Origin of the sequence: Streptomyces sp. NPDC018045 (assembly GCF_044327445.1) — a bacterium.
Taxonomy (GTDB): domain Bacteria; phylum Actinomycetota; class Actinomycetes; order Streptomycetales; family Streptomycetaceae; genus Streptomyces.
Genome location: NZ_JBIRFL010000012.1, coordinates 38,759 through 63,190, shown reverse-complemented (window position 1 = coordinate 63,190; position 24,432 = coordinate 38,759). Strand labels below are relative to the sequence as shown.

Sequence of the window (24,432 nt, the reverse complement as noted above, 5' to 3'; positions counted from 1 at the left end):
CAGCCCGCCCCGGTGATTACCCAAAGGGATGCTCAGAGTCAGGATGCCAGTTCCCTTCTCCAGGGCGCACGGGAGCGTTCGGGTGACGGACACACGGTCCCGTACGCCCGTACACTTCCGCTCCTCCGGGCCGTACGCGCCCGGAGCTGGGCCGTAGCGGCGGCAAAGGGGCGACGTGAAAGCCGCGTTGACGGCCGGTGTCCGCCGCACGGCGCCGATTCGCGGACATCTTCGGGACGTTGACCGGGCGTTCAGGCGCCGGCCATCTTCTTCTGGAGTCCGATGTCGAGCGCGTCGAGAAACTCCTCCGTGGTCAGGTACGGCTGGTTCTTCGAGACGAGCTGCGCCAGGTCCTTGGTCATCCGGCCGCCCTCGACGGTCTCGGCGCAGACCCGCTCCAGCGTCCGGGCGAACCGGGTGACGTCGGGGGTGCCGTCCAGCTCGCCGCGGTGCGCCAGCCCGCGGGTCCAGGCGTGGACGGAGGCCACCGGGTTGGTCGAGGTGGGCTTGCCCTGCTGGTGGCGGCGGTAGTGCCGGGTCACCGTGCCGTGGGCGGCCTCGGCCGCGATGGTCCGGCCGTCGGCGGACATCAGGACCGAGGTCATCAGGCCGCGCGAGCCGAACCCCTGGGCCACGGCGTCGGACTGGACGTCGCCGTCGTAGTTCTTGCAGGCCCAGACGTAGCCGCCCGGCCACGTGAGCGCCGCGGCGGCCATGTCGTCGATCAGCCGGTGTTCGTAGGTCAGGCCGCGGGCGTCGAAGTCGGCCTTGAACTCGGCGTCGAAGACCTCCTGGAAGAGTTCCTTGAACCGGCCGTCGTACTTCTTGAGGATCGTGTTCTTGGTGGACAGGTACACCGGGTACGAGCGGGCCAGGCCGTAGCGGAAGGAGGCGAGCGCGACGCCGGGGCCGGTGAAGTCGTGGACCTCCAGCTCGACCGGGTCGCCGCCGTCCCGGGGTGTGTAGGCCAGGGTGAGGGTGCCGGGACCCGGGATCTTGAGGTCGGTGGCGCGGTACTGGTCGCCGAAGGCGTGCCGGCCGACCACGATCGGCTTCGTCCAGCCCGGTACGAGCCGGGGCACCTTCGCCATGATGATCGGCTCGCGGAAGATCACGCCGCCGAGGATGTCGCGGATGGTGCCGTTGGGCGAGCGGTACATCGCCTTGAGGCCGAACTCCTCGACCCGCGCCTCGTCCGGGGTGATGGTGGCGCACTTGACACCGACGCCGTGCCGCTTGATCGCGTGGGCGGCGTCGACGGTGACCTGGTCGCCGGTGGCGTCGCGGTTCTCGATGCCCAGGTCGTAGCGGTCCAGCTCGATGTCGAGGTGGGGCAGGACCAGCTTGTCCCTGATGGAGGACCAGATGATGCGGGTCATCTCGTCGCCGTCCAGCTCGACGACCGGCTGGGCAACCTTGATCTTGGCCATGGGGCGCCAAGCTACTCGGCGGGGGTACGCCCCGGCCGCCCCTGAGGGCGGCGCGCGGGCGGACGTCACGCGAATGGCGTGGGTGAGCCGCGTACCGCCCCGGCTCACCAGACCGTGAAGTGCACCAGGTCGTCCAGGAACGGGATCTTCAGCCACGGCTTGGGCTGCGCCATCAGGGCCAGCAGGACGATGGCCACGCCCAGCCCGCCGTACGTCGCCATGTCCGTGAAGCGGGACCGTACGGCCAGCATGCCCACCTTGGGCAGCACCCGGCGCAGCACCGCTCCGGCCAGCAGGGACAGTCCGATCAGGAGCGTCCCGATACGGAAGCCGTCCAGGGCGACGATGAACAGCCCGAGGGCCACGCCACCCATGACGGCCAACAGCGGCCACTGCCGGGCGGGCGGCGCGGCGCTGCCGGGGGCGGTCCGGCCGCCGCCCTCCGGACGCGCGGTGTCGGTGGTGATCCGCGGGAAGCGGCGCGAGGGCCGCTGCGGCTCGGAGGCGCCTTCCGCGTGCGCTTCGGCACTCATGGGTGGCAGTCCCTTTCCGTGTCCGTTCCGGTGCTGCGGGCGCGGGCTCAGCGCGCGGCGCGCTCGGCCGCCTCGACGACGTTGACCAGGAGCTGGGCGCGGGTCATGGGGCCGACGCCGCCCGGGTTCGGGGAGATCCAGCCGGCCACCTCGGCGACGCCGGGGTGCACATCGCCGACGATCTTGCCGTGCTCGTCGCGGCTGACGCCGACGTCCAGCACGGCCGCGCCCGGCTTGACGTCCTCGGGCTTGATGATGTGCGGCACCCCGGCGGCCGCCACGACGATGTCGGCCTGCTTGAGCTGCGCGGCCAGATCACGGGTACCGGTGTGGCACTGGGTGACGGTGGCGTTCTCCGACTTGCGGGTCAGCAGCAGCGGGATCGAACGGCCGACGGTGATGCCGCGGCCGACCACGACCACGTGCGCCCCGTTGATCACCACGCCGTGGTGGCGCAGAAGCTGGATGATGCCGTACGGGGTGCAGGGCAGCGGCCCGTCGATGCCCAGCACCAGCCGGCCCAGGCTCGTCGGGTGCAGGCCGTCGGCGTCCTTGGCCGGGTCCATCAGCTCCAGGACGCGGTGGGTGTCGATGCCCTTGGGGAGCGGCAGTTGGACGATGTAGCCGGTGCAGGCCGGGTCCTCGTTCAGCTCCCGTACGACGGCCTCGATCTCCTCCTGCGTGGCGGTGTCCGGCAGTTCCTTCTGGATGGAGGCGATACCGACCTGGGCGCAGTCGCGGTGCTTGCCGTTGACGTACCAGCGGCTCCCCGGGTCGTCGCCGACCAGGAGGGTGCCGAGTCCGGGGGTGACGCCCCGGGCCTTCAGTGCCTCCACGCGGACGGCGAGTTCGGACTTGATCGCGGCGGCGGTGGCCTTGCCATCGAGAATCTGGGCGCTCATGCCCCCATCCTCCCGGATGCAGCCGGTCCCGTTCCAATCAGGGCGCGCTATGACCGCCGACGAGTGCGATGACCGGAGATGACCGAAAGGGAATTGCGGAATAGATCATTGCACTTGCACAACGCCTGAGCCTCTTGACTGGACAAGAATATTGCGCAACTAGAAAGATTGTCGCTCAGTGCCGCAGGCATCATCGGGGGGCGGGCCACTGATCCCAAGTTTTCCTCCGAGCACGCCCTGCCGTCCCCCACTGAACACCAACGGAGGAAACCAGCCAATGAGCTTTGGCGATCCGAACAATCCTTACGGCCAGCCGCAGGGGCAGCCCGGTCCGTACGGTCAGCAGCCGCAGGCGCCGTACGGCCAGCCGCCCCAGGCGCCGCAGGGCCAGCCGGGGTACGGCTACCCGCAGCAGGCACAGCCCCAGCCGGGCTACGGCTACCCGCAGCAGGCACCGCCGCAGCAGCAGGCACCGTACGGCCAGCCGCCCCAGATGCCCCAGCAGCAGGCGTACGGCTACCCGCAGCAGGGCTCCCCGTACGGCCAGCAGCCCGGAATGCCGGGAATGGGCGGGCCGCCGGCCTACGCGAGCTGGGGGGCGCGGGTCGGTGCGGCGCTGCTCGACGGCCTGATCGTCGGACTGCTCCCGACGATCCTGTACGTCGTCGGGTGGTTCGTGGCCATGGCCAACACCACCGTCTCGCTCCCGGACACGTCCTACTGCGGATCCAACTACCAGTGCATCCAGGACGCCTACAACAACGCCAACGACTCGGTGGGCACCCCGGCCTTCGCGGTCATCCTGATGCTGCTCGGCGCGCTGCTCGGCCTTGCCGGCCAGCTCTTCCTGATCGCCAAGGAAGGCTCCACCGGCCAGACCCCGGGCAAGAAGGCCCTGAACATCCGCGTCGTGCGCGAGACGGGGCAGCCGCTCGGCTTCGGCATGGCCCTCGGCCGCAAGATCTGCCACGTGGTGGACGGCCCGCTGTGCGGCCTCGGCTACTGGTGGCCGCTGTGGGACGAGAAGTCCCAGACGTTCGCTGACAAGATCGTCAGCTCGGTGGTCGTCCGCACCCAGTAGGCGCCACCGCCCGGCCGGAGGCCCCCTCGCGATATTCACGCGAGGGGGCCTTCGCCGCCCCGTAGGCTCTTACTGATCTCTTACATCGCCCGGTACCGCCGGAACCGCGCAGCACCGGCTGACACCAGGTCACTCCGCTCGAAGGACACCGCACGTGAGCTACCCGAACCAGCCCAACCCCTACGGGCCACCGCAGGGCCCTCCCGCGCCCCAGTACGGCTACCCGCAGCAGCAGCCCATGCAGCCCCAGCCGATGCAGCCCCAGCCGATGCAGCCGCAGCCGTACGCGCCGTTCCCGGCGGGCCCCATGGGCCCGGGCGGTATGCCCGGCATACCCGCGCCCCACCAGATGCCCGGCAGCACCAAGGCCGCCCGGATCATGCTCTTCATCCTGGCCGCGACGGGCGTCATCGGCATCATCATCGCGACCATCGGTCTGAACCAGATCAGCAGCGCCTCGGCGAACTACAGCGGTCTCGGCGGGGACGCCGACGGGATGTTCGCCATCGGCAAGGGCGCCATAGTCTTCGTCATGATCCTCCAGGCGGCCTACGCGGCGGTCGCGCTGGTGCTGGCGCTCCAGTACTCCAAGGGCGGCAACGGCATCCGCGTCGGCAGCATCATCTTCGGCTCCGTGTCGGTGCTGTGCAGCATTCCGTTCGCCATCAGCGTCTACGGCATCCCGAGCTTCGTCCTGTCGATCCTCGTCATCGTCTTCGCGGCGAAGCAGGAGAGCCAGGCGTGGTTCATGCGCCCCCGGTACTGAGGTCCCGGTAGCCGGGCACGCGAAAAGGCCCGCCCCCGCCGTACGCGGGAGGCGGGCCTTCCGGCCGGGTGCGGCTCAGTGGAAGAAGTGCCGGGTACCGGTCAGGTACATCGTCACGCCCGCCGCCTTCGCCGCCTCGATCACCTGCTCGTCACGGACCGAACCGCCGGGCTGCGCGACGGCCTTGACGCCCGCCTCCAGCAGCACCTCCAGGCCGTCCGGGAACGGGAAGAACGCGTCGGAGGCGGCGTAGGAACCGCGCGCCCGCTCCTCACCGGCCCGCTGCACGGCCAGCTTCGCCGAGTCCACGCGGTTGACCTGGCCCATGCCGACGCCGACCGTGGCCCCGTCCTTGGCGAGCAGGATCGCGTTGGACTTCACGGCCCGCGACGCCCGCCAGGCGAAGGCCAGTTCCGCCAGCTCGCCGTCGCCCAGCGGCTCGCCCGCCGCCAGCGTCCAATTGGCCGGGTCGTCGCCCTCGGCCTGGAGGACGTCCTTGACCTGGGCCAGGCCGCCGCCGTCGATCGGCTTGAACTCGGCCGGCGGCTGCGGGCCCTCCGGGCAGCGCAGCACCCGGATGTTCTTCTTGCGGGACAGCACCTCGACCGCGCCGTCCTCGTAGTCCGGGGCCACGATGACCTCGGTGAAGATCTCCGCGACCTGCTCGGCCATCGCCACGGACACCGGGCGGTTGACGGCGATGACGCCGCCGAAGGCGGACAGCGCGTCACAGGCGTGCGCCTTGCGGTGCGCCTCGGCGACGTCGTCGCCGATCGCGATGCCGCACGGGTTGGCGTGCTTGATGATCGCCACGCAGGGCTCGGTGTGGTCGTACGCGGCCCGGCGCGCGGCGTCGGTGTCCGTGTAGTTGTTGTACGACATCTCCTTGCCGTGCAGTTGCTCCGCCTCGGCCAGGCCGCCGCAGCCGCCTGTGTAGAGCGCGGCCGCCTGGTGCGGGTTCTCGCCGTAGCGCAGCACGTTCTTGCGCGCGTACGTCACGCCGAGGAAGCCGGGGAACTCGCCGCCGTCACCCGCGTAGTCACCCGCGAACCAGGACGCCACGGCCACGTCGTACTCGGCGGTGTGCCGGAACGCCTCGGCCGCCAGCCGCCTGCGCTCCGCAAGGCCGAAGCCGCCGTCCGCGACCGCCTTCAGGACGTCCGGGTAGCGCTCCGGGTTGACGACGACGGCGACCGAGGGGTGGTTCTTGGCGGCGGCGCGCACCATCGACGGCCCGCCGATGTCGATCTGCTCCACGCACGCGTCCGGCTCCGCGCCCGAGGCAACGGTCTCGCCGAACGGGTAGAGGTTGACGACCACCAGGTCGAACGGCTCCACGCCCAGCTCGTCGAGCTGCCGCCGGTGGTCCTCCAGCCGCAGGTCGGCGAGGATGCCCGCGTGCACCTTCGGGTGCAGCGTCTTGACCCGGCCGTCCAGGCACTCGGGGAAGCCGGTCAGCTCCTCGACCCTGGTCACCGGCACGCCGGCCGCCGCGATCTTCGCGGCCGTCGAGCCGGTCGAGACGAGCTGGACGCCCGCCGCGTGCAGCCCCTGGGCCAGTTCTTCGAGGCCCGTCTTGTCGTAGACGCTGACCAGCGCCCGGCGTACGGGCCGCTTCGTTGCTTCGGCGGTCACGGGATCAGTACCTTTCGTCCCTCAATGCGGTAGCCGTGCCGGGCCAGCAGCCCCACGACCTCGACGAGCAGCTTGCGCTCGACTTCCTTGATGCGCTCGTGCAGCGCGGATTCGTCGTCCTCGTCCCGGATCTCGACCACCCCCTGGGCGATGACCGGACCGGTGTCGACGCCGTCGTCGACGAAGTGGACGGTGCACCCGGTGACCTTGGCGCCGTACGCGAGGGCCTCGCGGACACCGTGGGCACCGGGAAAACTCGGCAGCAGGGCCGGATGCGTGTTGATGATCCGGCCGCCGTGACGGGCGAGGAACTCCTTGCCCAGGATCTTCATGAAGCCGGCCGAGACGATGAGGTCCGGCTCGTACGCGGCGACGGCCTCGGCCAGCGCGCGGTCCCAGGCGGCCCGGTCGGCGTGGTCCTTGACCCGGCACACGAAGACCGGCAGCCCGGCCCGCTCGGCGCGCTCCAGGCCGGCGATGCCGTCGCGGTCGGCGCCGACCGCGACCACCTCGGCCCCGTACGTACGGGCCCCCTCGGCGGCGACGGCGTCGAGCAACGCCTGCAGGTTCGTACCGGAACCGGAGACGAGCACGACGATGCGGGCCGGGGAAGCGGCGGGAACGGCGGGTGAAGAAGAAGCGGAGGCCACGGCGGGGCTCTTTCTCGCGCGGTGCTGCTGTACGGCGGTGTGCGGTGTTGTGCGGTCGTACAAAACCATGGGTAACCGAAAACCGGGGAACCCTACGAAGGCGCCGACCGTCAGCAACGATACCGGCACACCGCGCGGCCCCCACGGGACGGGGGCGCACGCGAGAGGTAGCGTCGGGCGTGAGAACGCACGCTGTTCGTGGTATCCGCCCGCCCGGCCCACCCGTCGGACGTACGGACGAGACAAGGGGAAGACACACTCCAGATGCCGGACCGACGCCGCCGCGCGGCCCTCCTCCTCGCTCTCCCGGCCACCGCCGGGAGGTGCCTCCAGCCCGCCACCGCGCCCGGGGCGGTGCTGCTGCGCGAGCACAAGCCGTCCTCCGATTCCGCGGGGGCTCCGGGGGCGTCGGGCTCCTCGGGGCCGTCGGGCTCCTCGGGTTCGTCCGAGGACTCGGGGCCCGCCGAGGGCGCGGGCTCCGGTGGTCCGGCCAGGGAGCGGGCCCACTCCCACTCCCGGCCCTCGGGCCAGGGCGGGGACGGGCAGGACGGGCGGGACCGCGACAATCCGTTCGCGCCGCCGCCCGCCGACACCCCCGACCAGCCGTGGCAGCCCCGCCACCACGGGCAGGACCAGGGCGGCGACCAGGACGGCTCCGGCGACCGGCAGCCGCCCTCCTGGGGAAACCAGTGGAGCAGTCGGCAGCCGGGCCGCCAGGGCGGCGGCTTCGGTACGCGACAGGGCGGCCGCAACAGCCAGCAGGGGCCGGGCGGTCAGGGCGGCCCCGGAGGCTCCGGCGGGCTGCGCTGGGACCCGACCGACCCGGCCCAGCGCCGCGCGCGCTACGCCCTCCTCGCCGGCATGTGGGGCTTCTTCTTCGTCCTGTTCAACCTGCCGGAGATCTCGCTGCTGCTGGCGGCCCTCGCGCTGTACTGGGGCATCAGCTCCCTGCGCGCCAAGCCGGCGCGTACGGGCAACGGCGCACGGTCCGGCGGCGCGCGCGCCACGGCCGCCGACGTCTCGGGCCAGGCCGCGCCCCGTACGGACTCCGGCGCCGCCGCCACGGGCCACGCACCGGTGACCGTCTCCACCCGCCCGCAGACGACCGCCGCGGTGGCCGGCCTGGTCACCGCCTCGCTGGCGCTGGCCATGGTGGCGGCCACCTTCACGCTCCAGTTCGTCTACCGCGACTACTTCACGTGTGTGAACGACGCCCTGACCCGGTCCGCCCAGCATTCCTGCGAGAAGCTGCTCCCGGAGCAGCTCCGCCCGCTGCTCAGCGCCCAGCAGGACTGAGAGCCCGAGTCACCACTTCGGCCGGACGCCGTCCCGCTCAGCCGCCGCCCTCGGGGCCGGCGGCTGAGGCGTTTCCGGGGGTTTGCGCGCGGGGCGGCGCGGTGGGTTCGAAGTCGGTCATCAGACCGCCGGAGGAGGCCCGGAGCGCGGACCAGCGGGCCCGGCGGGTACTGGCGTCGTGCCAGGAGGTGGAGGGCGGGGTGTGCAGGCCGGGGGCAGAACTGTGGTCGAAGCCGGAGCCGGAGCTGAGGCTGTGGGGGTGTTCGGGGGCATGCTCTTGGGGGTGTCCGGGAGCGTGGGGGCGGCTGTCGTCGTAAGGGTGCCCGTGGTCTAGGGGGTGTCCGAGGCCGGGGCCGGTTCCGTAGTCGCGGTCGTAGGCGTAGTCGTACGGTTCGGCGCTGCCGGCCGTACGGCGGTGCCGGGGACTGCGGCGAGGGCGGAGGCGGGGGCGCCGGGGCCGCCGACGGGGTTCGCGGCGGGTACGGGTGGTGGCCGTACGCCGCAGCGCCGTCCAGCAGAAGCGGCACGCGGCCCCCGCCCCTTGTCCGGCGGCGCGGAGAATCGCCAGGGTGAGCCGTTTCGCACCGCCCCACATCCGCTTACGGAGCTTCTCGCGCGGCTCGCGTTCGGGCTTCGGCGGGCGCGGCACTCCGCGCAGCCACCAGGCGCGCGCGACGAGAGCCCCCGGAACCCCGAGGAGCACCGTCCAGCCCAGCGTCGCCAGCCCCGTCTGCCACCAGTTCGGCCCGAAGCGGGCCAGTGCCGAGCTGCCCAGCGCGCCGCCCGCCAGCCCGGCGAGCAGCGCCGTCACCCCCGCACAGCCGAACGCCGCGAGCCCGGCGGCCACGGCCGTCTCGCGCCAGCCGGTCCACTCGACGCCCGCCGGCCGCGTGGCGGGCGTGGCGTCCGGCCCGGCCGGGGCACCCGCGCGTGCTGCGGCCGCGTACGCCTTGGCGGACAGCGCGGCGTACCGGGCCAGCGCCGCCCCGACGGCGAGCGGCACCACGGCCGTCAGCCAGTGCAGCGGCCCGGTGGCCCCCGCCTCCGGGACCATGCCGAACAGCGGGAAGTGCGGCAGTTCCGGATATCCGGCGGCCGCGAGCGGGCCGACCGTACTGCCCGCGCCGAGCGTGAAACCGGGGCCGAGCCCGTACGCCACCCCCCAGACGACGGTGTTCGGCAGCAGGACGAGGCTCAGCAGCAGCACGGTGCACCGGCCCACCCAGTCGTGGGTGAGGGCGAGGAAGTCGGACCGGACCGCGGGCGCGTGCCAGCCGAGCGCGAGGAGCGCCAGCAGCGCGCCGCAGAGCAGCAGCATCAGGAGGGCCGCGAAACCCGCGCTGACCGCGGTGGCCAGCCGACGGCCCTCCAGTGAGGCCCGCAGCCCGGCCGGCAGCCGGTCGTGGGCGCGCCGGACCGGTCCGGGCAGCGGGACGAAGACGGCGGGGCCGAGCGTCCGCCAGGCCGCCACGGCCAGCGTCACGACGGCGACCACCGGTACGTACAGCAGGGCGCTGAGCGGCTCGACGTGCAGCGGGCCGGACGAGGCGTACAGCAGGGCGGCGCCCGCGACCAGCAGATACCCCGTCAGCAGCCAGCCGAGGAGGAGGCGGGGTGTGGGCTCCGGGTCGATGTCCTCGAAGTGGAGAAGGCTGGGGCTGGCGGGTTTCGGGGGGTGAGTGGGTTTCGGGGGGAAATTGTCGGGGGTGAGTGGGTGAGGGGTGGAGTGGAGAGCCGGGTGGGGAGTTGGGCGGGGGTCCGGGTGGAGCTCCGGGGAGAGGGTCGGGTGGGGCTCCGGGCGGAGGGCCGGGTGGGGGGTCGGTTCGGCATCCGGGTGACTGTGTTCCCAGGGGGCGGATTGGGCGGGCGGCTGGGTGCCCGCCTGGTCGTCCGTCTGGACGTTCGCCCGGTGGTCTGCCCGGTGGTCTGTCTTGTGGCCCGCCCGGCCCTCCGTACGCCGGGCGGTGTCGCCGCAGCCAGGGGATTCGAGGATGTGCCGGGCGGACCGGTACAGCAGCCAGAGGGGCAGGGCCATCAGGAGCAACGGCGTCACGGCGACGGGCGACGCGCCGCCGGAGGCGGCCACGGCCCGGACCAGGTCGCTGCCGTGGGCGAGGAACCACAGGTCGGCGGCGAGGTGCAGGGCACGGGACGGGTCGCTGTCCGGGTACGGGGAGGCCACCCAGAGCAGCAGCACCGCGACGGCGAAGGCCCCGAGCCCGAGCCCCGCCGCGAGCACTCCGCCGAGGAAGGCGGTGCCGAGCGCGGAGGACCGCTGGGTGGAGGCCCGGCCGCGCGACGACAACGTCGGGCCGCGGTCGGTCAATTGGCTCACACCCGCCATGCTGCCAACAACACACGTTTCCGCCATGGAGCGGGCAATTACCGGACGTGTCGCTCAATATATGTTTATGTACCTTTTCATGTCGCCGAGCCGTCCGTACGCCACCGCCCCCTCGGGCGCGCACCCCAGCGCCCCCGCCTCCCGTGCTCGCGCCCGTACGGAGAGGCCGGCATGACTGGATGCACCGAGAAGGAGCCCGCCGGCGCGCCGGCGCCAGCCGACGTCCCGTCAGAGCCTCTGCGCACCGCCGAGGTTGACGGGCCGTCAGGACAGCAACCCGAACAGGTCACCCCCGCAGCCGCCTTCGACGCCCTCTACACGGTGCACGCCCCGGACCTGACCCGCCAGGCGATCGTGCTGACCGGCGACCCCCACCTCGCCCAGGAAGCCGTCGAACGGTCGTTCCAGACGGCCTGGCAGCGCTGGCCCGAGGTGGCGGTCGATCCCGACCCGGCGGGCCGGGTGCGGGCCATGGTGCACGAGTACGCGCTGTCGCCCTGGCACCGGCTGCGCCCCGGGCTACGGGCCGGGCAGCGGCCGTCGCCCAAGGTCCCCGCCGCGCCACCCGCCACTCCCCCGCAACGCGCGCTGCGGGACGCCGTACTCAGCCTGCCTGCCGCGTACCGGCGGGCACTCCTCCTGCACGACGGTCTCGGCCTGGACCTGAGCGAGACAGCGGCCGAGGTGGAGGCCAGCACGCCCGCGACGGCCGGACGGCTGCTGCACGCGCGCCGGGCGCTCGCCGCCCGGGTACCGGATCTCGGGTTGGCCGACGGGACGCCGGTACGTCAGCGGGAGATCCTGCGCGAGCGGCTGGCCGGGCTGGTCGCCGCGCAGCCGGTGGCGCCGCCCACCGCCCGGGCCGTACGCGGCGGCAGCGAGCGGCTGGCCGGCCGGATGACCCAGGGCGCGTTCGGGCTCACCGCTGTCATCGCGGCGGCGACGGCCTTCACCCTCGTCAACGATCCGGGCACGCTGCCCGGGCGGCCCGAGGCCGGGCGCCCGGCCGTGTCCGCCTCGCCCACGCCCGGCGCGAAGGCCGAGGGGACCCGTACGGAGAAGGTGCGGCACGCCCACGCCCACGTCCGGCAGCCCGCGGCCCCCGGCCCGGCCCGCCGCAAGGTGATCCGTTCCGGGCTCATCGCCCCGGAGGCGCGGTAGTTCCGGGCAGGTCACAGCGGAGGCGCGGGAGTTTCGGGCCCGTCGCCCCCGGAGGCCCGGTAGCCGGGAAGGGCGCGCCCCGGGGTACCGGTAGGCGGAAAGGGCACGCCCCGGAGCACCGGTAGCCGGAAAGGGCACGCCCCGGTGCCGCACAAAAGGCGCGGGCCCGCACCCCCGAGAGGGTACGGGCCCGCGCCTGACGCGTACCGAGGTCAGCCGACCAGGATCTCGCGCGCCAGGCGCGCGGTCTCCGACGGGGTCTTGCCGACCTTGACGCCGGCGGCCTCCAGGGCCTCCTTCTTCGCCTGGGCGGTGCCGGAGGAGCCGGAGACGATGGCGCCGGCGTGGCCCATGGTCTTGCCCTCGGGCGCGGTGAAGCCCGCGACGTAGCCGACGACCGGCTTGGTGACGTTGGCCTTGATGAAGTCGGCCGCACGCTCCTCGGCGTCGCCGCCGATCTCACCGATCATGACGATCAGCTCGGTCTCCGGGTCGGCCTCGAAGGCCTCCAGAGCGTCGATGTGGGTGGTGCCGATGACCGGGTCGCCACCGATGCCGACGGCCGAGGTGAAGCCGATGTCGCGCAGCTCGTACATCATCTGGTAGGTCAGCGTGCCGGACTTCGACACCAGACCGATGCGGCCGGGCTTGGTGATGTCGCCCGGGATGATGCCGGCGTTGGACTGGCCGGGGGTGATCAGACCGGGGCAGTTCGGGCCGATGATGCGGGTCTTGTTGCCCTTGCTCGACGCGTACGCCCAGAAGGCGGCGGAGTCGTGCACCGCGATGCCCTCGGTGATCACGACGGCCAGGCCGATCTCGGCGTCGATCGCCTCGACGACGGCGGCCTTGGCGAACTTCGGCGGCACGAAGATGACGGACACGTCGGCGCCGGTCTTCTCCATCGCCTCGGCGACGGAGCCGAAGACGGGTACGGAGGTCCCGTCGAAGTCGACCTCGGTGCCCGCCTTGCGCGGGTTCACGCCGCCGACGATGTTGGTGCCGTCGCCCAGCATGAGCTTGGTGTGCTTCATGCCCGTGGCACCGGTCATGCCCTGGACGATGACCTTGCTGTCCTTGGTGAGGAAGATAGCCATGGTGGTCTGGTTCCCTCTATCCCTTACTTCGCAGCCGCGGCGAGCTCGGCGGCCTTGTCGGCCGCGCCGTCCATGGTGTCCACGCGCTGGACCAGCGGGTGGTTGGCGTCGCTCAGGATCTTGCGACCCAGCTCCGCGTTGTTGCCGTCCAGGCGGACGACCAGCGGCTTGGTGACGTCCTCACCCTTGGACTTGAGCAGCTCCAGGGCCTGGACGATGCCGTTGGCGACCTCGTCGCAGGCGGTGATGCCGCCGAAGACGTTGACGAAGACGGACTTGACGTCCGGGTCGCCGAGGATGATCTCCAGGCCGTTCGCCATGACCTCGGCGGAGGCGCCGCCGCCGATGTCGAGGAAGTTGGCGGGCTTGACGTTGTCGTGCTTCTCACCGGCGTACGCGACGACGTCCAGGGTGCTCATGACGAGACCCGCGCCGTTGCCGATGATGCCGACCTGACCGTCGAGCTTGACGTAGTTCAGGCCCTTGGCCTTGGCGGCGGCCTCCAGCGGGTTCGCCGCGGCCTTGTCCTCCAGGGCCTCGTGCTCCGGCTGGCGGAAGTCGGCGTTCTCGTCGAGCGAGACCTTGCCGTCCAGGGCCAGGATGCGGCCGTCCTTGGTCTTCACCAGCGGGTTGACCTCGACGAGGAGCGCGTCCTCGGCGACGAAGGTCTCCCACAGGGTCACCATGGCCTCGGCGACACCCTCGGCCACCTCGGCCGGGAACTTCGCCTGGGCCACGATCTCGCGGGCCTTCTCGATGTCCACGCCTTCGACGGCGTTGACCGGGACCTTCGCGAGGGCCTCGGGGGTCTTCTCCGCGACCTCCTCGATGTCCATGCCGCCCTGCACCGAGGCCATGGCCAGGAAGGTGCGGTTGGTGCGGTCGAGGAGGTACGAGACGTAGTACTCCGCCTCGATCTCCGGGGACAGCTCGGCGATCATCACCTTGTGGACCGTGTGGCCCTTGATGTCCATGCCGAGGATGTCCGTCGCGCGGGCGACGGCCTCGTCCGGGGTCGCGGCCAGCTTCACGCCGCCGGCCTTGCCGCGGCCGCCGACCTTCACCTGCGCCTTGACGACGGACTTGCCGCCGAGGCGCTCGGTCGCCGCGCGTGCCGCCTCAGGCGTGTCGATGACTTCACCGGCCAGCACCGGTACACCGTGCTTGGCGAAGAGGTCCCTCGCCTGGTACTCGAACAGGTCCACGCGCGTCCGTCCCTTGTCTACTCAGAATCGCCGTAGTGATCGCGGTTCGTTGTCTGCATGGGCGTGCCGCGAAGGGCAACGTGACTGCGCTGTCACTGAGGGAGGCGTACACGGTGACCGGTACGCGGCATGTCCGTCTCGCAGGTTATCCCCGCAGGACCGGGCTCCCTAAATCGCAGATCACACTGCGGCGGTGATAACAGTCACAGAGACAACGGTCACGGATCGCACAGGGGTACCGGCGGGTGTCCGCGAGGGGGATGAGGGGGTGACGGGGTGAGGGGGTGAGGGGGTGACGGGGTGAGGGGGTGACGGGGTGAGGGGGTGACGGGGTGGTGAGGCTGCGGGGGTGGTGGGTGGCGGGGCCACGGGCTGGCGGGGGGGCACGGGCTGGCCAGGGGGGCGACGGGCTGGCGGGGAGGGCGGGTCGGTCGGCCGGGCCGTCGTGCAGTGCGTAGGTGCAGCGGACGGGTTTCGACCCGCAGGTGTCGGCGCGCAGGTGTCAGTGCGCAGGCGCAGCACGCAGGCGTAGCACGCGGCCGGGTGGCTCCCTCCCCAAAGGGGGCCACCCGGCAGCGTTGCTCGATCAGTGCCCGCGCCCTGGTTGTAGCGGAAAGCGGTGGGGCAGACCGGTGGTACGGGCGTACGGCACACCACCCTGTGCGTACGCCCTGGCCACCTACTCAGCCGGTACCGGCCGTACCGACAGCACCGGCAGTGCTGCCGGTCAGATGTTCTGGACCGGCAGGGTCGTGGCGCCCGGGAGGGCCGGCAGCGCCGGGATGTTGGCAGCGTCGGTCAGGTCGGCGGGCACCGCGGGCACGGCCCGGCCCGGGAGCACGCCCCGTACGCCTGCGGTGGCGCCGCCGGCGATGCCCGCCGCGTCGTTCTGGACGGTGCCGACCAGGCCTCGCGCGAACGGGGTGGCGTCCGTCGCCACGCCCTGCGCGAAGATCCGCGCGCCACCCGCGACCCCCTGCACGAACGGCGTCGCCTGGCCCGTCACGTCACCGGCGAGCTGACCGACACCGCCGACGGCCCCCTGGGCGACCGGCACGACCTTGCCGACCACACGCTGGGCGACAGGCGGCAGGACGTCGGCGGTGGTGTTGTCGACAACCGGGCGTGCGGTGCCCAGGGCACCCTGCACAGCACCGGTCACCTGCTCGGGGCGGCCCCCCACACCGGGCACCTCATTGGTGGGGAGAGGGGTGGGGAGGGTGGTGGTGGGGAGGGCGCTGAGGTTGGCGGGGAGGGGGTTGGTGGTCTTGCCGAGGTCGGTGATCCTGCTCAGGTCGGTGACCTTGCCGAGGTCGGCAGCCTTGCCGAGGTCAGTGACCTTGCTCAGGTCAGTGGCCTTGCCCAGGCGCGCAGCCTTGCCGAGGCCGGTGGTCTTGCCGAGACCGGTGGCCGTGCCGAGACCGGTGGCCTTGTCCAGGTCGCCCGTTGCGGGCGTGGCGGGCGTGGCGGGCGTGGCGGGCGTGGCGGGCGTGGTGGGCAGCTTCGGTGTGGCGGGCAGGTCCTGGGTGTGGACGTCCCCGCCGGTGACCCCGGTGACCCGACCGGCCACGCCGTCCACGGTCTTCTTGGCGGTACCGGCCACGTCGCCGACCGGCAGCTTGTTCCGCACCGTGTCGGTGACGGTGTCCGTGACCGCGCCGGCGGGCAGGTCGGCGGTGCCGGGCAGGTCGGCCGCGTTGGCGGCGACGGAGCCGAGGGCCCACAGACCGGAAGCGGCGGCGGCTACGACGATGGAACGACGGATGTGCGTACGCATGATGGTGAAAAGTCCTTCGAATTCAGGGGGTTCGACGGGCAGACCTGTCCCGCCCCCGCGCGGCAGGTCCTGTGCAGACGCGTCGTCTGCGGACGGGGAGTTCAGACGCCGGGCGTCTGAAGGCCTGCCCTAGCCCGGGAATTCGAGGATGTCGGCGGCACGCTGCCGCGTCGGCGGCTCGGCCGCCGCGAGGACGCCTCCGGACACCAGCCCGAAGTGCGCGGGATGCACCGGTACGGCGGCGAACTGGTCCCCGCCACGGGGGCCGTGACCGTCACCGGCGGTGTGCGAGGCCGACGACGCGGGCCCCTGCGGGAACTGCCCGGGCAGGCCGGGGAAACCGCCGTGGTCCTGACCCTGACCCTGACCCTGGCCCTGGCCCGGCTGCCGCTCCGACGCCGAACCGGCGCGCTGTACGGCCTGCGACGACGCGTCGCGCACCTCACCCGTAAGCGACGAACCAGTCGTACACGCACCGGCGTTGGCGCTCACGGCGGGCTGCCGGTCGCCTTCCCCTCCGGCGTGCTGCGAAGCGGCGCCGCGCTGCGGCCCGGACCCGTGGCCCGGCTGCTCGCCACGCCCGTCACCACGTCCGCTGTCCCCGCCATCGTCGCCGTCGCCGTCGACACCGGGGAACCGGCCCGGCAGCTCTACGGGGAACGGGCCCGCGTCGGCCACCTGGCGCACCTCGCGCACCACGTCCCGCACGGGCGCGGTGACCGGCTCGGCGGCCCGTTCCGCGGCCGGCGCGGTCCGCTCGGCAACGGGCCGCACGGCCTTGCCGACCGGCGTACCGGCCACCGTGCCCATGGCCGACCTGCCGCCACGCTTCAGTTCCCGACCGACACCGGTCGCCGAGACCGTGGCCGGAGCGCCGGCCGGAGCGGTGGCCGACTCATCCGCGGCCCGCGACACCTCTGTCGCCTCTGTCGCCTCTGTCGCCTCCGAAACACCTGATACCTCAGAGAATTTCGGAGCCGCCGATCCGAGCCGTGGGGCCACGCCCGCCGGGCCGTCCACCGAGCCGCCGGCCGCATGCGCACCGCCACCGAACGCGAACCCCAGCGCCACGAATCCCGCCAGGAACAGCCCCGCCAGCAGCGCACGGCGCACCGCCACGGCGCGCGGAAGGCGCACAGCGGCGAACGGGGCCGACACAGCGGACACGGGCGAATCCTTCGCGACGGGTGAAGGGGCACGGGCCCCGACGGGAGCGGACCAACGGATCAACGGACGAGCGGACGAACGAACACGAACACGCGGTCGACCGGCAACGGTGACTCGGGCGCGGAGGCACGGCTCCGGGGCCGTACACGGCCTGGGGGAACCGGCGTCACGCGCTTCGCGGTGATCGAGCGGTGTCCTGATCCTTGCACGACAGGCCCGGGGCCACGCAAGCCCCCTGAGGCTCTCGTTACCGTTGCTCCGGCATGTCCGGTATCGGCAGCGGCCGCTTCTCGATCGCGGCCGCCATCACCTCCGGGAACAGGTCCGGCGTACAGGCGAACGCCGGTGCGCCGAGGGCCGCGAGCGCCGCCGCGTGCTCCCGGTCGTACACGGGCGCCCCCTCGTCCGACAGCGCGAGCAGCGCCACGAACTGCACCCCGGACGCCTTCATCGCCGCGACACGTTTGAGCATCTCGTCGCGTATGCCGCCTTCGTAGAGGTCGCTGATCAGTACGACGACGGTGTCGGCGGGCCGGGTGATCTGCGACTGGCAGTACGCGAGCGCGCGGTTGATGTCCGTACCGCCGCCCAACTGGGTGCCGAAGAGCACGTCCACCGGATCGTCGAGTTCGTCCGTCAGGTCGACCACCGCGGTGTCGAAGACGACCAGCCGGGTCGCGATGGCCCGCATGGACGCCAGTACCGCGCCGAACACGGAGGCGTGGACGACGGAGGCCGCCATCGATCCGGACTGGTCGATGCACAGCACGACGTCCTTCTTCACCGACCGCGCGGCCCGCCCATAACCGATCAGCCGCTCGGGGACGACCGTGCGGTGTTCCGGCAGGTAATTCTTGAGGTTCGCGCGGATCGTACGGTCCCAGTCGATGTCCCGGTGCCGGGGACGGCTGATGCGCGCCGACCGGTCCAGGGCCCCGTCCAGCGTGGCGCGGGTGCGGGTCGCCAGCCGTTTCTCCAACTGCTCGACGACCTTGCGCACCACGGCCCGCGCGGTCTCCTTGGTCGTCTCCGGCATGACCTTGTTGAGCGAGAGCAGCGTCCCCACCAGGTGCACGTCGGCCTCGACGGCCTCCAGCATCTCCGGCTCCAGCAGCAGCGTGGACAGGCCGAGCCGTTCGATCGCGTCGCGCTGCATGACTTGGACGACGGAGGTGGGGAAGTACGTACGGATGTCCCCCAGCCACCGGGCCACGTTCGGCGCCGAGACACCCAGGCCCGCCCTGCGTGCACTCCCGCCGCCCGTCCCGTCCGGCCGACGGGCCCCGTACAGCGCGCTGAGCGCTCCGTCCATGGCGGCGTCCCGCCCCCGCAACTCGCATCCGGTCCCGTCGGCGTCCCCGCCCAGCACCAGCCGCCACCGCCGCAGCCGCTCCTGCGCCGCACTCATTCCCGCACCCCCGACACTCGCTCCCCATCTCCCGAACCACGCTGATCCACGCCACCCACACTCCCCGTGCCATCCCCGTTGCCTACGCCGCCCCGGCGGTCGGCGTTGTCCAAGGCGTCGGCACTGTCCCGGCGGTCGGCGCCGTCCCAGCGGTCAGCACTGTCCCGGTAGTCGGCACTGCCCAGGTGGTCGGCGTTGTTCCTGACATCGGTGTTGTTCCTGACGTCGGCGTTGGCCCTATCGCCCACGCGGTACACGGCCCCGGTGCCGTCTCCGTCACCGGGACCGTCGCCGGTGCCGACCAGGGGCATCCCCTCCGTGAGGCCCAGCAGGAAGCGCAGGGTTGGCAGAACGGCTGCTGCCCGGTCGCGGTCCAGGCCGGGGCCGAAGCCCGGTACGGCCGCTTCCTGGTCGGCTCGCCCCGCATCCTGACCGGGGTACGGCCCGTTGGGCCTGGCCGGGCCGCGGCGTATCAACTCGCCCAGCATGCGCCGCGCTCCGGCGTCGAACTCCGCGAACGTCCGGCGGAGCAGCGGCAGGACGACCGTGAAGGCGTCCGCCGGTACGTGTGACAGCCAGTCGTCCACCAGGGCGAGCAGCCGTTCGTCATGCACCAGCAGCAGCCCTCCGGCGTCACCGCCGGCGAACCCCTCGATCCAGCCCGCCGCCCCGGCCGGCGGGGTCCCGGGTGACAGAGCCAGCCCCATCAGCCGTTCCGCGTCCCCGGTGCCCAGCCGCCCGTCGTCGAGCAGCAACCGGACCGCGCGCCCTCGCAGCAGGCCAGGCACCGACTCCCGTTCGGCCAACTTCCACAGCACCACCGCCCAGCGCTCCCGAAGCCCACCACCGCCCCGGTCCCCCGAACCGGCCTCTGTCCCGGATCCGGGCGCGGCCCCGGTCGCGAGTACGGCCTCAGCCCCGGCCCCAAGGCCGACTGCACGTCCGCCGACGGCCTCCGCCTCGACCACGTTTCCGGACGCAGTCCCTGCCGGGGCCTTCGGACCGCTCGTCGAGCCCTCGTCCAGGAGGCCCACCGCGTGGTGGGTCGCGTCCAGGTGGCGGCGCATGTCGGCGGCGCCGTCCGCGTCCAGGCCCGTACAAGCCGGGGGCAGGCCGACGAAGATCCGCTCGGCCAGCCCGGTGGCGACCTCGCCGAGTGCGACGGCGTCCGTGCCGCGTACGTCGCCGTACCGGACCGAGCGGACCAGCGCGGGCAGCGCCTGGGCGAGGTGTCCCACGTCCGCGTCCAGTGCGGCCCGGTCCGTGAGCACCCGCATGACCACGGGCAGTGCGTCCGGGAGGGCGGCGAGCAGGCAGCGTTCGGCCAATGCCGTGACGTCCGCGAGGGCGGTGGTGCCCAGGGCGGCGGACTCCGCCTTGGCGGTCGCGGCCGCTTCCACCGTCGTGCCCCAGATGCCGGCTTCGGCGGCCCGCACGGACAGTTCGGGTTCCCACCGGAGCCGCCAGCTCTCCCGGAACGTACCGGTGCTCGCACGGGTCCGTACGGGCTCGCCCCACGGCACGCCGAGCAGCCGTAGCCGGTGCAGCAGCCGGCTCCGTCCGGTGTCCGTCTCCTTGCGCAGGTCGAGGTCCAGCTCCCGGTCCGACGCCTCCGGTTTGAGGCGCAGCGACCGCTGGCTACGGGTGATGTCCCGCTGAAGCGGTACCGCCGGTGCGCTGTCCGGCACCTCGCCCAGTACGTCCCCCACCACCAGGCGGTCGTGGATCAGCGCGGACGGCACATCGGACCCGTCGCCGAAGACCGCGCGCACCGCGTCACCGGCCTCGGCGAGCCCTGCCAGCGGGCGGCCGCGCAGAGCGGCCAGCGCTTCGGCGAGCCGTACGGCTTCGATGACGTGGGCGGAGGAGACGGCGTAGTCCTCCTCACGCAGCAGTCCGGCGGCCTTGGTCATCCACCGTTCGACGGGGCGGTCGGGCGCGCTGAAGAGGTGGCCGTACCAGCCGGGTGAGGAGATGCCCGCGCCGTAGCCGCTGCGCCGGGAAAGTCTGCGGTGGGTCCATGGGACCCACGTCACCTCGGGCTTCACCCTCGCCAGCCCCTTGAGCAGTTGACGGTCGGCGGTCACGGTCGTGCGCCGGGTCAGCGCCGGTACGTGCCACGCGCCGCACACCACGGCGATGCCGTCCCCGAACTCCCGGCGTGCCTCCCGCAGCCGGAGCCGCATATGGGCCTCGCGCACGAGGTCGCGGTCGTGCCCGCCGGTGCCGTACGCCTCCCGCAGCGCCTCCATCGCCTCGGCCAGCGCCTCGAACGGCGCGAGCGGATCGCTGCCCGCCGCCCCCTCGCCTCCGTCCCCGCCCCCGTGCCCACTCCCGTTTCCGTGCCCGCCCCCATTCCCAGGCCCGTCCTGGGGCCCGTCCCCGTCCTCGTATCCGCCCCCTCCCCCGTTTCCGTGCCCGCTCCTAGTCCCGGCCCCGGCACCGACCCCGCTCCTCGTATCCGCCCCGGCCCCATGCCCGCGGCCGCTCCCCACCCCGTTCCCCCTTCTGTGGGCGCGGTGCTCGATCACGTCCTCCCACCAGCGCTCCGGGTCGTCGTATCCGGCGGTTTCGGCGAGCACCGCCACCGGATCGATCCGTGCCTCCGCCGCCCGGTCCGCGTCCCGGGAGCCGCCGGCGTGGCCACCGTCAGCACCATCGTCGGAGTCAGCGCCACCGTCCTCGGCATCCGTCGCGCCGTCGCCATCGGTTTCCGTCGCGCCGTCGGGGAGCGCCGGTCGGCAAGGAGCCGCCGGGTCCTCGCCGTCCGCGCCGAAGGCCAGGGAGTGCGCCGCGGGCAGGTCGATGAAGCGCACCGGTACGTCATGGGCCAGCGCCCACCGGATCGCCACCCACTCGGGAGAGAACTCCGCCAGCGGCCAGAACGCCGCCCGCCCAGGTTCGGCCGGTACGTGGGCCAGCAGCGCGACCGGCGGCCGCATCGCCTCGTCGGCGGCCAGGGCCACCAACGCATCAGCCTCCGGCGGCCCTTCGATCAGCAGGGCGCGGGGCTCGTGGCGCTCCAGGACCGCCCGGACCGCCCGCGCCGAGCCCGGTCCGTGGTGCCGCACCCCCAGCAGCAGCGGCCGGTCCGCCCGGGTGTTCACGCGCCGGCCTCGCGGCAGGCGCGGTAGAAGTCCTTCCAGCCGTCGCGCTCGCGCACCACGGTTTCCAGATACTCCTGCCACACGACCCGGTCGGCCGCCGGATCGCGTATCACGGCGCCGAGGATGCCCGAGGCCATGTCGCCCGAGCGCAGCACGCCGTCACCGAAGTGCGCGGCCAGGGCCAGGCCGCTGGTCACCACGGAGATGGCCTCGGCCGTGGAGAGCGTGCCCGACGGGGACTTGATCTTGGTGCGTCCGTCGGCGGTGACGCCGTCGCGCAGCTCCCGGAAGACCGTGACGACGCGACGGATCTCGTCCGTCCCCTCGGGGGCGGGCGGCAGGTCCAGCGAGCGGCCGATCTGGCCGACGCGCCGGGAGACGATGTCGACCTCCTCCTCGGGCGTCGCGGGCAACGGCAGGACGACCGTGTTGAAGCGGCGGCGCAGGGCGCTGGAGAGTTCGTTCACCCCGCGGTCACGGTCGTTGGCCGTGGCGATCAGGTTGAAGCCGCGCACGGCCTGGACCTCCTGGCCCAGCTCCGGGATCGGCAGCGTCTTCTCCGACAGGACCGTGATGAGCGTGTCCTGCACGTCGGCCGGAATGCGGGTCAGCTCCTCCACGCGCGCGGTCATGCCCTGGGCCATGGCCCGCATGACCGGGCTCGGGACCAGCGCGTCCCGGCTCGGGCCGTGGGCGATGAGCTGTGCGTAGTTCCAGCCGTAGCGGATGGCTTCTTCCGGGGTGCCGGCCGTGCCCTGCACGAGCAGGGTCGAGTCGCCGCTGACGGCCGCCGCGAGATGCTCGGACACCCATGTCTTGGCGGTGCCGGGCACGCCGAGCAGCAGCAGCGCCCGGTCGGTCGCGAGGGTCGTCACCGCGACCTCGATGAGCCGCCGCGGGCCCACGTACTTCGGTGTGATGACCGTGCCGTCCGGCAGGCTGCCGCCGAGCAGATACGTCGCCACCGCCCACGGCGAGAGCTGCCAGCGCTCGGGGCGCGGCCGGTCGTCGGCCGCCGCCAGCGCCTTCAGCTCATCCGCGAACGTGTCCTCCGCATGCGGCCGCAGAGCCTGCGCGGAGCCGTCGGCGCCGGTGCCTCCGGCGCCCCCTTCGGTGTTCTTCTCGGGCATGGTTCCCCCTCGTCGCAAGGTCTGCGGCCGGCACCCCGCCTCCACCGACCGCTTGCGTGAACAACCCTGCACCACACCACTGACAATCACCGGAAAACCGGCTCTGACCTGCTACTTCAGCGATTGGGCGGGGCGGCCTCGCGCCTCGAAGGTTTCGAGACGGCCGCGCAGGCCGCGGCCACGCGAGTGAATGCGAGGTCATGACATGGGGATTCGTGCCGGTCAGGGCGATTGTCAGTGGGGGCTCGTAGCGTGTGGAACATGAATCCGCAGGGGGAACGCTGGACGTCGGATCACGTGCTCGCGCTCGCGTCCGACGCACCGTCACGCGAGGCGGGCAGCAGACTCGCGACGCCGGGCTCGTGGCCGGAGACCGGCACACGCGACGGCGCGGTGTGGGGCCTGTGCAAGGGCGGCGCCGGCGGCAGCACGCCGTACCGCACCGTCGTCGACACGGCCGGGCCGGACTTCAAGTGCAGTTGCCCGAGCCGCAAGTTCCCGTGCAAGCACGCACTGGGTCTGCTGCTCATGTGGGCGAGCGAGGAAGCTGCCGTTACCGACGGCGCGCCTCCCGCCTGGGTGGAGGAGTGGCTCACCGCTCGTCGGCAGCGCGAGAAGAAGACATCGGGGGGCGCCAAGGCCCCCTCGGGGCCACCAGGTTCGTCCCCGTCATGCGGACCGGAGGCCGCACGGCGCCGGGCGGCGCTGCGCGCCCGGCGGATCGCCGACGGCGCCGCCGAGCTGGAACAGCGCCTGGAGGATCTGCTGCGCTCCGGCCTGGCCTCCGCCGACCGCGCGGGATCCGGCACCTGGGAGGAGACCGCGGCCCGCATGGTCGATGCCCAGGCTCCCGGGCTGGCCGCGCGCGTACGGGAGTTGGGCTCGACCGTGGCCTCCGGGCCGGACTGGCCGTCCCGGCTGCTCGCGGAATGCGCCCTGATCCACCTTCTCGGCCAGGCGTTCCTGCGCATCGACCGCCTGCCGCCCGCACTGGCCTCGACGGTGCGCACCCGGGTCGGGCTGACCACCGACGCTGCGGACGTACTCACCGGCCCGGACACCACCACCGTGCGCGACCGCTGGCTGGTTCTCGCCCAACGGGACGCCGAAGAGGGGGTGCTGACCAGCCACCGGGTATGGCTGCGCGGGGAGCGGACCGGGCGGATGGCGCTCCACCTCTCCTTCAGCGGGCCTGACCGGGCCCTGGACGTCTCCCTGCCGAGAGGGCTGCTCCTGGATGCCGACCTCGCCTACTACCCGGGCGCGCGTCCGCTGCGCGTTGTCCTGGGCGCGCGGCACGCCGATCCGGTCCCGGCCACGAGCCCACCGCCGGGCGGCGGCACCGACGCCGCGCTGGCCGCGTACGGTGACGCGCTGCGCGACGACCCCTGGCTGGACACCTGGCCCGTGGTCCTGACCGATGTCGTACCCATACCGGGTCAGGGCGGCGCGCCGTGGCAACTTGCCGACGCGGACGGGGAATCGGCGCTTCCCGTGGATCCGCGCTGCGCGGAGCGGTCGGGGCTGTGGCGCCTGACCGCGATATCCGGCGGCGAACCGGTCACGGTCTTCGGCGAATGCGGGCACCGCGGTTTCATGCCCCTGACCGTGTGGGATCCGGACCCGGTCGCTCTGTGAACCCGGCGCCCGGCCCTGGCCACTGTCGCGCCCTGGTCCCGGACCCGGACCCGGCCGTTGTTCCGGCCCGGCCCCACCTCTGCACCCGGCCCGGAGTTCCGGCCC

The 24,432-nt window shown here is 72.8% G+C and carries 18 protein-coding genes; 5 read left to right on the top strand and 13 right to left on the bottom strand.

Going from position 1 to position 24,432, the window contains the following annotated elements:
• Positions 1–251: 251 nt before the first annotated feature.
• From ACH4EB_RS24665 to ACH4EB_RS24655, 3 genes are all read right to left on the bottom strand, one after another.
• Positions 252–1,430 (bottom strand): NADP-dependent isocitrate dehydrogenase, encoded by a 1,179-nt coding sequence (locus tag ACH4EB_RS24665; protein ID WP_398349780.1) that lies wholly within the window; start codon positions 1,428–1,430, stop codon positions 252–254.
• 104 nt (positions 1,431–1,534) lie between these two features.
• Entirely contained in the window at positions 1,535–1,963 is a 429-nt protein-coding gene (locus ACH4EB_RS24660) for a DUF3017 domain-containing protein (protein ID WP_398349778.1), read from the bottom strand.
• Positions 1,964–2,010: 47 nt separating this feature from the next.
• Positions 2,011–2,865: a bifunctional methylenetetrahydrofolate dehydrogenase/methenyltetrahydrofolate cyclohydrolase gene (locus tag ACH4EB_RS24655; protein WP_398349777.1), complete on the bottom strand. Its 855-nt coding sequence runs from the start codon at positions 2,863–2,865 to the stop codon at positions 2,011–2,013.
• A gap of 277 nt (positions 2,866–3,142) precedes the next feature.
• Here ACH4EB_RS24655 and ACH4EB_RS24650 point away from each other — a divergent pair, with 277 nt between their 5' ends.
• Complete coding sequence (locus ACH4EB_RS24650) at positions 3,143–3,946, top strand: RDD family protein (RefSeq protein ID WP_398349776.1); 804 nt, start codon at positions 3,143–3,145, stop codon at positions 3,944–3,946.
• Between the two features lie 154 nt (positions 3,947–4,100).
• The gene (locus tag ACH4EB_RS24645; protein WP_398349775.1) at positions 4,101–4,712 is read left to right on the top strand and encodes a hypothetical protein; all 612 of its coding nucleotides are present in this window, start codon (positions 4,101–4,103) and stop codon (positions 4,710–4,712) included.
• Positions 4,713–4,787: 75 nt separating this feature from the next.
• Here the strand turns inward: ACH4EB_RS24645 and purH are convergent, their stop codons facing one another.
• Positions 4,788–6,347, bottom strand: a complete 1,560-nt coding sequence (gene purH / locus ACH4EB_RS24640; RefSeq protein ID WP_398349774.1) for a bifunctional phosphoribosylaminoimidazolecarboxamide formyltransferase/IMP cyclohydrolase — start codon at positions 6,345–6,347, stop codon at positions 4,788–4,790.
• A complete protein-coding gene (purN, locus tag ACH4EB_RS24635) occupies positions 6,344–6,997 on the bottom strand; it encodes a phosphoribosylglycinamide formyltransferase (RefSeq protein WP_398349773.1) in 654 nt (217 codons plus the stop codon). The genes purH and purN overlap by 4 nt, the downstream gene beginning before the upstream one ends.
• Positions 6,998–7,261: 264 nt before the next feature.
• Here purN and ACH4EB_RS24630 point away from each other — a divergent pair, with 264 nt between their 5' ends.
• Positions 7,262–8,293 carry a hypothetical protein gene (locus ACH4EB_RS24630; protein ID WP_398349772.1) on the top strand — a complete coding sequence of 344 codons (1,032 nt, stop codon included), beginning with the start codon at positions 7,262–7,264 and terminating at the stop codon, positions 8,291–8,293.
• A gap of 37 nt (positions 8,294–8,330) precedes the next feature.
• Here ACH4EB_RS24630 and ACH4EB_RS24625 read toward each other — a convergent pair whose 3' ends face one another.
• Positions 8,331–10,628, bottom strand: a complete 2,298-nt coding sequence (locus ACH4EB_RS24625; protein ID WP_398349771.1) for a DUF6350 family protein — start codon at positions 10,626–10,628, stop codon at positions 8,331–8,333.
• Between the two features lie 180 nt (positions 10,629–10,808).
• Here ACH4EB_RS24625 and ACH4EB_RS24620 point away from each other — a divergent pair, with 180 nt between their 5' ends.
• The gene (locus tag ACH4EB_RS24620; protein WP_398349769.1) at positions 10,809–11,798 is read left to right on the top strand and encodes a sigma factor-like helix-turn-helix DNA-binding protein; all 990 of its coding nucleotides are present in this window, start codon (positions 10,809–10,811) and stop codon (positions 11,796–11,798) included.
• A 212-nt stretch (positions 11,799–12,010) separates the two neighbouring features.
• On the opposite strand, the gene sucD is transcribed toward ACH4EB_RS24620, so the two are convergent.
• The 7 genes from sucD to ACH4EB_RS24585 all read right to left on the bottom strand — a co-directional run bounded on the left by sucD (position 12,011) and on the right by ACH4EB_RS24585 (position 22,689).
• Positions 12,011–12,895, bottom strand: coding sequence for a succinate--CoA ligase subunit alpha (sucD, locus tag ACH4EB_RS24615; protein WP_360136458.1), 885 nt, complete (start codon positions 12,893–12,895; stop codon positions 12,011–12,013).
• A 23-nt stretch (positions 12,896–12,918) separates the two neighbouring features.
• Positions 12,919–14,100 carry an ADP-forming succinate--CoA ligase subunit beta gene (gene sucC / locus ACH4EB_RS24610; RefSeq protein ID WP_398349768.1) on the bottom strand — a complete coding sequence of 394 codons (1,182 nt, stop codon included), beginning with the start codon at positions 14,098–14,100 and terminating at the stop codon, positions 12,919–12,921.
• 727 nt (positions 14,101–14,827) lie between these two features.
• On the bottom strand, positions 14,828–15,877 hold the full coding sequence (locus tag ACH4EB_RS24605) for a hypothetical protein (protein ID WP_398349767.1): 1,050 nt from the start codon (positions 15,875–15,877) through the stop codon (positions 14,828–14,830).
• 129 nt (positions 15,878–16,006) lie between these two features.
• Complete coding sequence (locus tag ACH4EB_RS24600) at positions 16,007–17,044, bottom strand: hypothetical protein (RefSeq protein ID WP_398349766.1); 1,038 nt, start codon at positions 17,042–17,044, stop codon at positions 16,007–16,009.
• Between the two features lie 247 nt (positions 17,045–17,291).
• Positions 17,292–18,452, bottom strand: a complete 1,161-nt coding sequence (locus ACH4EB_RS24595) for a VWA domain-containing protein (protein WP_398349765.1) — start codon at positions 18,450–18,452, stop codon at positions 17,292–17,294.
• A complete protein-coding gene (locus ACH4EB_RS24590; protein WP_398349764.1) occupies positions 18,449–21,559 on the bottom strand; it encodes a DUF5682 family protein in 3,111 nt (1,036 codons plus the stop codon). The genes ACH4EB_RS24595 and ACH4EB_RS24590 overlap by 4 nt, the downstream gene beginning before the upstream one ends.
• The gene (locus ACH4EB_RS24585; RefSeq protein ID WP_398349762.1) at positions 21,556–22,689 is read right to left on the bottom strand and encodes an AAA family ATPase; all 1,134 of its coding nucleotides are present in this window, start codon (positions 22,687–22,689) and stop codon (positions 21,556–21,558) included. The genes ACH4EB_RS24590 and ACH4EB_RS24585 overlap by 4 nt, the downstream gene beginning before the upstream one ends.
• 261 nt (positions 22,690–22,950) lie before the next feature.
• Between ACH4EB_RS24585 and ACH4EB_RS24580 the strand changes: the two genes are divergently transcribed.
• A complete protein-coding gene (locus ACH4EB_RS24580) occupies positions 22,951–24,327 on the top strand; it encodes an SWIM zinc finger family protein (RefSeq protein WP_398349761.1) in 1,377 nt (458 codons plus the stop codon).
• The last annotated feature ends 105 nt before the right edge of the window (positions 24,328–24,432 follow it).

Bases quoted from the DNA above. Each gene is read 5' to 3' on its own strand.
- ACH4EB_RS24665 (WP_398349780.1), bottom strand. From the start codon at position 1,430: ATGGCCAAGATCAAGGTTGCCCAGCCGGTCGTCGAGCTGGACGGCGAC.
- ACH4EB_RS24660 (WP_398349778.1), bottom strand. From the start codon at position 1,963: ATGAGTGCCGAAGCGCACGCGGAAGGCGCCTCCGAGCCGCAGCGGCCC.
- ACH4EB_RS24655 (WP_398349777.1), bottom strand. From the start codon at position 2,865: ATGAGCGCCCAGATTCTCGATGGCAAGGCCACCGCCGCCGCGATCAAG.
- ACH4EB_RS24650 (WP_398349776.1), top strand. From the start codon at position 3,143: ATGAGCTTTGGCGATCCGAACAATCCTTACGGCCAGCCGCAGGGGCAG.
- ACH4EB_RS24630 (WP_398349772.1), top strand. From the start codon at position 7,262: ATGCCGGACCGACGCCGCCGCGCGGCCCTCCTCCTCGCTCTCCCGGCC.
- ACH4EB_RS24620 (WP_398349769.1), top strand. From the start codon at position 10,809: ATGACTGGATGCACCGAGAAGGAGCCCGCCGGCGCGCCGGCGCCAGCC.
- sucD (WP_360136458.1), bottom strand. From the start codon at position 12,895: ATGGCTATCTTCCTCACCAAGGACAGCAAGGTCATCGTCCAGGGCATG.
- ACH4EB_RS24605 (WP_398349767.1), bottom strand. From the start codon at position 15,877: ATGCGTACGCACATCCGTCGTTCCATCGTCGTAGCCGCCGCCGCTTCC.
- ACH4EB_RS24595 (WP_398349765.1), bottom strand. From the start codon at position 18,452: ATGAGTGCGGCGCAGGAGCGGCTGCGGCGGTGGCGGCTGGTGCTGGGC.
- ACH4EB_RS24585 (WP_398349762.1), bottom strand. From the start codon at position 22,689: ATGCCCGAGAAGAACACCGAAGGGGGCGCCGGAGGCACCGGCGCCGAC.
- ACH4EB_RS24580 (WP_398349761.1), top strand. From the start codon at position 22,951: ATGAATCCGCAGGGGGAACGCTGGACGTCGGATCACGTGCTCGCGCTC.